The organism is Agrilactobacillus yilanensis (genome assembly GCF_003946725.1).
GTDB classification, from domain to species: Bacteria; Bacillota; Bacilli; order Lactobacillales; family Lactobacillaceae; genus Agrilactobacillus; species Agrilactobacillus yilanensis.
The window spans coordinates 104,583-115,647 of sequence record NZ_RHOY01000010.1 but is presented as its reverse complement, the minus strand read 5'-3'; the positions used below and the strand labels follow the sequence as shown (position 1 = coordinate 115,647).

10 protein-coding genes are annotated in these 11,065 nt (G+C 38.8%); all 10 read left to right on the top strand.

Going from position 1 to position 11,065, the window contains the following annotated elements; genetic code table 11:
- Nucleotides 1-256 precede the first annotated feature (256 nt).
- On the top strand, nt 257-1,507 hold the full coding sequence (locus EKM93_RS08435) for a tyrosine-type recombinase/integrase (protein WP_125714912.1): 1,251 nt from the start codon (nt 257-259) through the stop codon (nt 1,505-1,507).
- 108 nt (nt 1,508-1,615) lie between these two features.
- Nucleotides 1,616-2,479 carry a ribosome biogenesis GTPase YlqF gene (ylqF, locus tag EKM93_RS08430; RefSeq protein ID WP_125714910.1) on the top strand — a complete coding sequence of 288 codons (864 nt, stop codon included), beginning with the start codon at nt 1,616-1,618 and terminating at the stop codon, nt 2,477-2,479.
- The gene (locus tag EKM93_RS08425; RefSeq protein WP_125714908.1) at nt 2,480-3,247 is read left to right on the top strand and encodes a ribonuclease HII; all 768 of its coding nucleotides are present in this window, start codon (nt 2,480-2,482) and stop codon (nt 3,245-3,247) included. It abuts the gene before it with no gap.
- Nucleotides 3,248-3,316: 69 nt separating this feature from the next.
- A complete protein-coding gene (gene dprA, locus EKM93_RS08420; protein WP_164507036.1) occupies nt 3,317-4,174 on the top strand; it encodes a DNA-processing protein DprA in 858 nt (285 codons plus the stop codon).
- A 119-nt stretch (nt 4,175-4,293) separates the two neighbouring features.
- Nucleotides 4,294-6,366 carry a type I DNA topoisomerase gene (topA, locus tag EKM93_RS08415; protein WP_125714904.1) on the top strand — a complete coding sequence of 691 codons (2,073 nt, stop codon included), beginning with the start codon at nt 4,294-4,296 and terminating at the stop codon, nt 6,364-6,366.
- An 11-nt stretch (nt 6,367-6,377) separates the two neighbouring features.
- Nucleotides 6,378-6,617 (top strand): hypothetical protein, encoded by a 240-nt coding sequence (locus tag EKM93_RS08410; protein WP_125714902.1) that lies wholly within the window; start codon nt 6,378-6,380, stop codon nt 6,615-6,617.
- A gap of 142 nt (nt 6,618-6,759) precedes the next feature.
- A complete protein-coding gene (gene trmFO, locus EKM93_RS08405; protein WP_125714900.1) occupies nt 6,760-8,079 on the top strand; it encodes a methylenetetrahydrofolate--tRNA-(uracil(54)-C(5))-methyltransferase (FADH(2)-oxidizing) TrmFO in 1,320 nt (439 codons plus the stop codon).
- 72 nt (nt 8,080-8,151) lie between these two features.
- Nucleotides 8,152-9,060 carry a tyrosine recombinase XerC gene (gene xerC / locus EKM93_RS08400; RefSeq protein WP_125714898.1) on the top strand — a complete coding sequence of 303 codons (909 nt, stop codon included), beginning with the start codon at nt 8,152-8,154 and terminating at the stop codon, nt 9,058-9,060.
- 44 nt (nt 9,061-9,104) lie between these two features.
- Nucleotides 9,105-9,632 carry an ATP-dependent protease subunit HslV gene (gene hslV, locus EKM93_RS08395; RefSeq protein WP_125714896.1) on the top strand — a complete coding sequence of 176 codons (528 nt, stop codon included), beginning with the start codon at nt 9,105-9,107 and terminating at the stop codon, nt 9,630-9,632.
- 8 nt (nt 9,633-9,640) lie between these two features.
- A complete protein-coding gene (gene hslU, locus EKM93_RS08390) occupies nt 9,641-11,056 on the top strand; it encodes an ATP-dependent protease ATPase subunit HslU (protein WP_164507035.1) in 1,416 nt (471 codons plus the stop codon).
- The last annotated feature ends 9 nt before the right edge of the window (nt 11,057-11,065 follow it).

Here is an 11,065-nt window from a genome sequence, read left to right as displayed (position 1 = left end):
ATTATTGAACCGCCGTATACGGATCCGTACGTACGGTGGTGTGAGAGGTCGGTAGCTTAGCTACCTCCTACTCGATATCTGGCGTAATTAATCCAACGCATAAATTAATTTGGGTTAATTTCCAATCATTTGAAGATTTCCTTTATTGGAAACAACATCACTATCTAAAATAGCTTGGAAAATGGTAAAATTGGAGGTGAGCTAATCAAATCCTATTTTATCTTTTCTTTTACAGCGAGCTGAGAAAGGATAAATTATGCATTTTGAAAGAAGAACAAAGAAAGACGGTTCCGTATTCCATATAGCTATTGATGATTTCATTGATCCTTTAACTGGGAAGAGAAAGCGGGCTTCTATTTCCTTTAATTCAGGAACTCCACGAGCAAAAGCACAAGCGCGTCGTGAACTTGATGATAAAATTTCAGTTATTATTGCTGATTTGAATAAGGCTCAAGATAGAAAGATTCAAAACTATACGTTTGGTGAACTGAAAGCGGACTGGTTCAAACAATGGACTACCGTTGTTAAACCACAAACCGTTCAAAGAGAACTGCTGGTTATCAACCGCCTATCGAAGTTGATTGATGATGATATTCTTGTCAAGAAGATTACGCCGTTGATGATAAAACAGAGCCTCGATACTTATAAACAAGAATATCATTCAACATTTTCAACTATGCAGCATATCAAATCTACTTTTAACAAGATTTTCGATTATGCTGTTTTGTATAATTATTTGCAATTTTCGCCTTCACAAGTCGTAAAGTTGAAAGCCTCGGCTGAGGAGAAAGCTGAGAAGAAAGTGCGTCTAAATCAAAAGTTCCTAAACGAAGCCGAAATTGAGGCTCTCATTTCAGAATTAAGGAAGCGGCGAAATCCCTCATACCTTGATTTGACTTTATTCTTATTAGGAACTGGTTGTAGAATCGGGGAAGCAGCCGCACTTACGGCAGAAAATATTGATTTTCAAAGGAAAACAGTGGCCATTGAAAATTCTCTACAAACTCATGATTTAACTGTTGATGAATTCTATCTCGATACAACTAAGACGCCTGCTGGTGAGCGTACTGAGGAACTTCCAGATTTTGTTTTAGAGGCACTGAGACGATGTATAGAGCGGAATAAGCGTACTGACCGGCTACATGCTGACAATCCCAGTGATGTATTCCACTTTTCGGATTCAATTTTTAGGACTGAATATGGTTCTCCAATTACATCTCATAGCTTTAGAGAACTGCTGACGAGAATCAATAAGTTTCTGTATAAAAATTGTGAAACGGTATATGGATTTAAGTGGACCAAGAATGTTGTCCCTCATAGCTTTCGCCATATTCATGTTTCAATTCTTAGAAGTGATGCTTCGATTCCTTTAAAGGAAGTTCAAGAACGAGTTGGTCATGTAGAAGAGGAAACAACTAATGGCTACACACATCGTTTTTCTCATTTACAAGCAAAATCTGTAAAAGCCATTGACACTTTTGCTAGTAGGATTGGCATTACAGATTAACAAAATTTGCCCTAAATTCCCTGAACATATGGCAAATTTTGGGCAAATTCTATAAAATATGAAAGTTCAACATGTTACAAACGTTGATATAACAAAGGAGAAATTACTATGAGTACGATTCAATGGTTTCCTGGACATATGGCAAAAGCCCGTAATCAAGTTCAGGAAAAATTAAAGTTGGTAGATATTGTTTTAGAAATTGTGGATGCACGGATCCCTATTAGTTCGCAAAATCCAATGTTAGCTGAAATTATTGAGCATAAGCCTAAAATTATGATTTTAAATAAGGCGGATTTGGCAGATCCTAAACAGACGGAGGTATGGCAGGCTTATTTTAAACAGCAAGGTTATGCGAGTATTGCTATTGATGCCCAGCACAAGTCCCAATTACCTCAGATTAACAAAGTTGTACGGACGGTTTTAAAAGATAAAATTCAAAAGCAATATGATAAAGGTTTAAAATTAGCTAAGGTTCGGGCGATTTGTATTGGAATTCCTAATGTGGGCAAATCAACGATTTTAAATCGCTTAGTGCATAAAAATATTGCAAAAACTGGAGATCGGCCAGGGGTTACAAAAAATCAGCAATGGCTGAAGGTCAATGAAGAATTTGAAGTTTTAGATACACCTGGTATTTTATGGCCAAAATTTGAGGATCAAACGGTAGGTACAAAGTTGGCGTTACTAGGCTCGATTAAAGATAGTATTTACGCTGATGACGATGTGGCCTTGTTTGCATTAGACTATTTAAAAACACATTATGCCCCTCGTTTATTGGCTGCCTATAAGTTAAATGAAGCTGATTTGGACCAGGATAACCCGGATTTGATGCTCTTTTTAACTAAGAAATTAGGATTTAAGGAGGATTACGACCAGTTTGCGCAACGGCTTATCTTAGATATTCGAAAGGGCCGTTTTGGTCGCTTAACTTTTGAAGACGTTGTTTTAGCGACGGACACGGTGGGTGATTAGGTGACAAAATCAAAATCAATTGCCCAGTTAAAAGCGTTATTGGCGGCTGGAACGTTATCACCGGCTGAGTTGTCGGCTTTAGCCACTGATCCTCGTAAAGGTGTTCAAAAACTATTACAGCAGCATGAGGCTAAATTAGCACAGCAGGCTACGTTACAACGGGCTTTCTTACAGCGCAGTCAACTAGAACGTGACTTATGGCAGCAAGGTCAGCTGCCTGCAGGTATTGATGAGGTAGGGCGAGGTCCATTAGCTGGACCGGTGATTACTTGTGCCATCATTTTAAAGCCTAGTTTTGATCTTTGGCTAGTGAACGATTCTAAGCAGTTAAGTGATCAAAAACGGCGGCAGCTTTATCCGGAAATTTTAGCCCAGGCCCAAAGTGTTAGTCTCGGGGTGGCGGATAATCGAATGATTGATCAATTAAACATTTATGAGGCGACCCGGCAAGCGATGGCTCAAGCTGTAAGGGCATTGAGCCTTGTGCCATCGACTTTATTGGTGGATGCGATGAATGTGCCGGTGGAGATCCCGCAGCAAAAACTGATTCATGGGGATGCACAAAGTATCAGCATTGCGGCCGCAAGCATTGTGGCTAAGGTGGTGCGGGATGATTTGATGCAGCTTTATGGCCGAGTTTATCCAGGTTATGATTTTGAGCACAATATGGGGTACGGTACAAAAGCGCATTTAACAGGGTTAGCGACATTGGGGCCAACGCCGATTCATCGTTTTAGTTTTAGTCCAGTTCAAAAAGCAAAATCATAAAATAAAAAAACCTTTTTTAGCGTAATTTAGTAAATAGTGTTATTAAATTACATGGAAAGAGGTTTTTTTATGTTTACAGATTATTTATTAAAGCTCAAATTAAGTCAGGTATTTACGAATCAACAGTTGTTACGGGTGGCTCAGTATTTACAAACAGAGGAAAAACAGCCGACATTAGCGACATTGTTGGCTGTCACTCAGGTAAAGCCTGAAAAACGTTATCGTGTTCATGAAATGTTAAGGGCATCAGACCTTGATCAAAAAGTAGCATTCAATAAACAACACACTAAAACCCTCACCATCCTAGACGACCAATATCCGCTACGCCTAAGAGAAATTTATAACCCACCAGCTTTGTTATTTTACCGAGGAGACTTGGCAATTTTGCAACAAACTTGTTTAGGTATTGTCGGGGCACGGAACTGTACAAATTACGCTGAAATTGCCATCAATCGAATCTTAATGAATATCCAAGACATCGCAGTTGTTAGTGGTTTAGCCATGGGGGTTGATCGAATTGCCCATCAGGTTGCGCTACAATCAAGCCTTAAAACGGTCGCTGTCATCGGAAGTGGTTTGGATCAAGTTTATCCAAAACAAAACAGGTCATTGCAACAGCAAATTAGTACAGATGGATTACTGATTACGGAATATCCTTTAGGTGTTACCCCAAGGCCGTATCATTTTCCTCAGCGTAATCGAATTATTGCGGGTTTTGTCCACGGTTTATTAGTGGTGGAGGCTAAAGAACGTAGTGGTAGTTTAATTACAGCCAGTCTTGCTTTAGAAAATAATCGTCAAATTTTTGCGATTCCTGGCAGTATTTTCTCACCACTATCTAAAGGAGCGAATCAGTTAATTCAAGCCGGTGCGACGCCGGTTGAAAAGGCGACAGATATTTTAAATGAGTTGACCTATTTTGAATAAAGGTGTACTGTTTTGGACTTGTAAACAACTTTTTATGATTTGATAATAATTTGACAAAGTAAAATTGAATAGCATATGATATTTTACGATTTGTGATTTAAACAGAGAGGAGTTTGGCCATGGCTAAAAATTTGGTCATTGTAGAATCACCCTCCAAGGCAAAGACGATTGAGAAATATTTGGGACGTAATTATAAAGTGATTGCGAGCTTAGGACATGTCCGGGACTTACCGAAAAGTCAAATGGGCATTGATTTTGAAAATAATTATCAACCAAAATATATTTCTATTCGCGGCAAGGGTGACGTTATTAAAGGCTTAAAAAAAGAAGCCAAAAAGGCTGATCGTGTCTATTTGGCAGCCGATCCGGATCGCGAAGGGGAAGCTATTGCCTGGCATTTGTCTTATCTTTTAGATTTAGATCCTAATGATAAAAACCGAGTTGTCTTTAATGAAATTACTAAAGACGCTGTTAAAAACGCTTTTAAAGAACCTAGAAGTATTGATATGAATTTGGTAGATGCACAACAAGCCCGCCGTGTACTGGATCGAATTGTTGGTTATTCCATCAGTCCAATATTATGGAAAAAAGTGAAAAAAGGTTTAAGTGCCGGCCGAGTACAGTCGATTGCGTTGAAGTTAATTTTAGATCGAGAAAAAGAAATTAAGGCTTTTAAACCAGAAGAATATTGGACAATTGACAGTGAATTTAAAAAGAGCCGCCAAAAATTTAAGTCTAGCTTTTATGGTTTAAAAGGTAAAAAAACAGCTTTACCCAATAATCAAGCTGTCCAAGATATTTTAAAACAGATTGATAAAAGTGCTGACTTTGATATCACAAAAGTGGTTAAAAGAGAACGTAAACGCTATCCGGCAGCGCCATTTACGACGAGTTCTATGCAGCAAGAGGCTAACCGGCGGCTAAACTTTAAGACCCGTAAAACAATGATGATCGCACAACAGCTTTATGAAGGTATCAATTTAGGGGGCAAAGAAGGCACCGTTGGGTTAATCACTTATATGCGGACAGACTCCACAAGAATTTCTACGGTGGCTAAACACGAAACATCTGAATTTATTCACCAAGAATACGGTGAAGCCTTTGCGGCTGTTAAAATGCACAAAACTAAAAATCCAGAAGGTGCACAAGACGCCCATGAAGCGATTCGGCCAAGTTCAGTAATGCGGACGCCTAAAAGTTTGGCGGATGTGTTAACTAAAGATCAAATGAAACTTTATAATTTGATTTGGTCACGTTTTGTAGCGAGTCAAATGACGCCAGCAGTTATGGATACAATGTCTGTAACCATTATGCAAAATGAGGTGACTTTCAGAGCCAACGGATCTAAAACGAAATTTCCTGGCTTTATGAAACTATATGTGCAAACTGGTGATGAATCTAAAGACAGTGAGCTACCTGATTTACAAGAAGGCGACAAAGTTCAATTAACTAAAACAGATCCAGCCCAACATTTCACCCAGCCACCTGCACGTTATACCGAAGCAAGTTTAGTTAAAGCACTGGAAGAAAATGGTGTTGGTCGGCCATCAACTTATGCGCCAACCATTGATACTATTCAACGGCGCTATTATGTACGATTAAACGGCCGCAGTTTTGAACCAACGGAACTGGGCGAAATCGTAGATGAATTAATTGAAGAATTTTTCCCAGACATTGTTAACGTGGATTTCACAGCGCAACTAGAAAATGAACTGGATGGTATTGAAGACGGCGGTCAACAATGGATGAAGGTCGTGGATCAGTATTACCAGCCTTTTTCAAAAGAAATTGAACAAGCTGAAACTAAAATGGAAAAAGTTCAGATTAAAGATGAACCTGCGGGCTTTGATTGTGATATTTGTGGGGCACCAATGGTTGTTAAGATGGGACGCTACGGTAAGTTTTACGCTTGCAGCCGCTTTCCTGACTGTCGAAATACAAAGGCAATCACTAAAGAAATTGGTGTGGTTTGTCCAAAATGTCATGACGGTCAAGTGCTAGAGCGCAAATCTAAAAAGAATCGTATTTTTTACGGCTGTTCTAATTATCCAGAATGTGATTTTGTATCATGGGATAAACCTGTTGGCCGGGATTGTCCAGTTTGTAAACATTATCTGGTGGATAAAAAAGTTAAAGGCGGCCATCAAATTTTGTGTCCAAATGGCGACTACGAAGAACAATTGCAAAAGTAAGGTAGGCACTAATGACTGAATTATCAGCAGATTTAAAAGCAGAAATTTTAACTGTGTTATTAGCGATTGACGATCCTTACTATTTAAATACATTTAAAGATGCCGCTGATGAAGACGAATGGTATCGATTGAATGAAAAATACTGCCGTCAAGATTTACAACGCTATTTTGAGCCTGCTAAAGTTGATTTAGCGCGTCCTGAAGTTTGGCGTTTTATCCGACAGCAATTAAAACAGTTTACAACAGAATAAAATAAAGAAGAGCTATTTGGATCTAACCAGTAGCTCTTTTTTTGTACCGCTTTCATAAAAACGCATTTGAAAGTTTTTAAAAATAAAATACCTATGCTATAATCAAAAAATGCAAAACCATTAACCAAACGAGGAAAATACTATGACTGAAAAAACATATATTAATGTCATTGGCGCGGGCTTAGCCGGTAGTGAAGCTGCTTGGCAAATAGCCAGCCGTGGCGTGGATGTTCATCTTTACGAAATGCGTCCAGTTCAAAATACACCTGCGCATCATACTGATAAATTTGCGGAACTTGTTTGTACAAATTCCTTGCGAGGCAATCAAATCACCATTGGTGCGGGCTTATTAAAAGAAGAAATGCGTCGATTGAATTCTTTAATTATGATGTCTGCAGATAAACACGCTGTTCCTGCGGGGGGTGCTTTGGCAGTGGATCGCGAGCCGTTTTCAGAAGCGATCACTGAAAAATTAAAAGCGCTGCCTAATGTCACCGTGATCAATGAAGAATTAACTGATTTTCCAGAAGGCATTACAGTTGTGGCTACAGGGCCATTAACGAGTCCAGCGCTGGCGCAAAGAATTAAAGACCTAAATGGTTCTGATGGACTCTATTTTTATGACGCCGCCGCACCGATCATTGATGGGACAACGATTGATTATGATAAAGTTTATTTAAAATCGCGTTATGACAAAGGCGAGGCTGCTTATTTAAATTGTCCAATGTCCAAGGAAGAGTTTGAGGCTTTTTATGAGGCTTTAATCACCGCTGAAGTTGCGGAGAGTCACGAATTTGAAAAAGAGAAATTTTTTGAAGGCTGTATGCCAATTGAAGTCATGGCAAAACGGGGCATTAAAACGATGTTGTTTGGACCATTAAAACCAGTTGGCTTAGAAGATCCAAAAACCGGTAAACGGCCTTATGCAGTGATTCAATTGCGACAAGATAATGCAGCGGCTAGTTTATATAATATCGTTGGTTTTCAGACGCATTTAAAATGGGGTGAACAAAAACGGGTTTTCCAAATGATTCCAGGTTTAGAAAATGCCTCAATTATCCGCTATGGTGTTATGCACCGCAATACTTTTATGAAGTCACCAGAAGTTTTAGAACAGACTTATCGGTCAAAACAGCAGCAACAACTATTTTTTGCCGGTCAGATGACGGGTGTTGAAGGTTACGTAGAATCTACAGCCAGTGGTTTAGTTGCCGGCATTAATGCGGTTAATTTATTACAAGGCAATCCTTTGGTCACTTTCCCAGAAACAACGATGGTTGGGTCGATGGCGCATTATATTACTCATACTGCTGCGAAACATTTCCAGCCAATTAATGCGAATTTTGGAATTATTCAGCCGCTGGATCATAAGATTCGAGACAAAAAAGAACGAAATCTGGCATTGGCACAACGGGCTTTAAATGATATAGACCAATTTGTTCAAGAACAATTAAGCGATTAATATCAGTCTGAAGTCCTTTTCAACCCCGCTACGCTTGTGTTAAGCTTTGTTAAGGCGAAGGGGGGCTTTTTAATGTTTGAAAACAACTGGGTAGCACAGTTTTTAGATTATTTAACCTATGAACGTCAATATTCCCAAAACACTGTAGCTGCTTATCGCCGTGATATTGAAAATTTTGAAAAGATCGTTCAAACTAATGATAAAGTTAAGTCTTTTGATGCGATTGATAGTTTGGATGTTTCAAGCTTTTTAAATACGCTAGACCAACAAAAATTAGCCGCAAGTACGATTGCCCGTAAAGTATCTAGCTTGCGTACTTTTTATAACTATTTAAATCAGCAAAAATTAACACCACAAACACCGTTTTCTGGCGTCATAACTAAAAAGCGGCCCAAACGGTTGCCTAAATTTTTCTATAGCAAGGAAATGAATGCGTTATTAAAGGCAACAGATGGTGATAAATTTGCGGATAAACGGGATAAGGCGATTATTGAATTACTTTATGCCACCGGGATCCGTGCTTTTGAATGTGTGAACTTAACTTTGGACCAAATTGATTGGCAGCAACAAGTTATTTTAGTTCATGGGAAAGGCAATAAAGATCGCTACGTGCCCTTTGGTAAATATGCAAAAGCAGCTTTGGAAATTTATTTAACCCAAGGCCGAGAGAATTTATTGACAAGTTTGGGTTTGAACCATAATATCGTATTCGTAAATCAACGTGGAAACCCGTTAACGACTCGCGGCTTATCGTATATTTTAGATCAGCGAATCAAAAAGACACCATTAACTTCTAGCATTCATCCCCACATGATTCGACATACCTTTGCGACGCAAATGCTAGAGCATGGTGCAGATTTACGGACGGTACAAGAACTTTTAGGACATACAAGTCTATCTTCAACACAAATCTATACGCATGTTACAATGGCTCATTTACAACGAGACTATCGAAAATATTTTCCAAGAGCTAATGACTAATTAAAAATTAATTTTTTTCGTAATAACAATGGAGGTTTTTTTATATGACAACAATTGTAGCCGTAAAGCACAATGATAAGACAGCAATTGCCGGTGACGGCCAAGTTACAATGTCTGAAAAATTTATTATGAAAGGCAACGCTCAAAAAGTACGTCGTATCTATCATGGTGACGTTATTATCGGTTTTGCCGGTGGCGTTGCGGATGCCTTCACACTATCTGATTGGCTTGAAAAGAAATTAGAAGCTTATTCTGGTAATTTAAAAAGAGCCGCTGTTGAATTGGCTCAAGATTGGCGGAAAGATCCGACTTTACAGAAGCTAGAAGCGTTATTAATCGCTATGGATAAAGATAACTTATTGGTTATTTCAGGTAATGGTGAAGTTATTGATCCGGATGAAAATGTCGTTGCCATCGGTTCTGGTGGTAATTTTGCCCAAGCTGCAGCAATCGCAATGACCCGGCATGCGACAATGTCGGCCAAAGATATTGCGGTAGAAGCCATTAATATTGCAGCAGACATTGATATTTATACAAATCACAACGTAATTGCTGATGACTTTAAGGAGTAGTGACCGAAGTGACAAACTTAAACACAATGGATAAAACACCAAAAGAAATTGTTAAAGAATTAGACCGCCATATTGTCGGCCAAGATGAGGCTAAAAAGGCCGTTGCGATTGCATTATATAACCGTTATCGTCGGATGCAGTTGTCTACGGATATGCAACAAGATATTACACCTAAAAACTTATTGATGATCGGCCCAACAGGGGTTGGTAAAACTGAAATTGCTCGGCGGCTGGCTAAAGTTGTCTCTGCACCTTTTGTCAAAGTAGAAGCCACTAAATTTACTGAAGTCGGCTACGTTGGTCGTGACGTTGAGTCAATGGTCAGAGACTTAGTTGACGTTGCGGTACGCATGGAAGAAGAAGAACAATTTAAACATGTTCGGGCTACAGCAGCGGCTGAAGCAGATAAAAAGCTTGTTAAATTATTAGTGCCAGGCGTTAAAAAAGAACAGCGACAAAATGGACTGCAGGACATGATGGCCATGTTTAACAATCTCCAAAATGGAGCGTCAGAATCAGCAGAATCCGAAGAAGAAGAAGTGAACGATAAAATTAGAGATGAACGGTTATCTGTTAAAGAACAGTTAGACCGTGGTTTGTTAGAAGATCGGGAAGTAACAATCAGAATGGAAGAACCGAAAAAAGTTGGCCAAATGAACGATATGATGGGCCAAATGGGTATCGATATGGGTGATATGCTCGGCTCCATGATGCCTAAAAAACTAATCGAAAGAACTCTGCCAGTCAAAGATGCTAGAGAAATTTTGATTCAGCAAGAATCTAATAAATTAGTGAATCATGATGATATTTATCAAGATGCGATTGCTCGAGCAGAAGCGTCAGGGATCATCTTTATTGATGAATTTGATAAGATTACAGCTGGTCAAAAGAAAAATTCTGGGGAAGTTTCTCGAGAAGGTGTGCAACGGGATATTCTGCCGATTGTAGAAGGTTCGCAAATTAATACAAAATATGGCATGATTAATACAGATCATATCTTATTTATTGCGTCTGGTGCCTTTGCAGACTCCAAGCCAAGTGATTTAATTGCCGAATTACAAGGTCGTTTTCCAATTAGAGTTGAACTAAATGATTTAACTGAAGAAGACTTTATTCGGATTTTAACAGAACCAGATAATGCCTTATTAAAGCAATATATGGCTTTAATTGGGGTTGATGGGATTAAACTAACCTTCACTAAAGAAGCGATTCAAAAGATCGCTCAAACGGCTTTTGAAGTGAATCACGGCACTGAAAACATTGGTGCACGTCGTTTGGCAACGATTTTAGAAAAATTACTAGAAGAAGTGCTTTATGAAGGCCCAGATATGCAAATGGGGCAAATTACAATTACCGAAAAATATGTTGAAGATCGGATTGGGAATATTACTAAAGATAAAGATATGACACGGTACATCTTATAATTTAAATTG

Coding starts and splice junctions, on each gene's coding strand:
- trmFO (WP_125714900.1), top strand. CDS start 6,760: ATGACTGAAAAAACATATATTAATGTCATTGGCGCGGGCTTAGCCGGT.
- xerC (WP_125714898.1), top strand. CDS start 8,152: ATGTTTGAAAACAACTGGGTAGCACAGTTTTTAGATTATTTAACCTAT.
- dprA (WP_164507036.1), top strand. CDS start 3,317: ATGTTTACAGATTATTTATTAAAGCTCAAATTAAGTCAGGTATTTACG.
- EKM93_RS08435 (WP_125714912.1), top strand. CDS start 257: ATGCATTTTGAAAGAAGAACAAAGAAAGACGGTTCCGTATTCCATATA.
- ylqF (WP_125714910.1), top strand. CDS start 1,616: ATGAGTACGATTCAATGGTTTCCTGGACATATGGCAAAAGCCCGTAAT.
- hslV (WP_125714896.1), top strand. CDS start 9,105: ATGACAACAATTGTAGCCGTAAAGCACAATGATAAGACAGCAATTGCC.
- topA (WP_125714904.1), top strand. CDS start 4,294: ATGGCTAAAAATTTGGTCATTGTAGAATCACCCTCCAAGGCAAAGACG.
- EKM93_RS08410 (WP_125714902.1), top strand. CDS start 6,378: ATGACTGAATTATCAGCAGATTTAAAAGCAGAAATTTTAACTGTGTTA.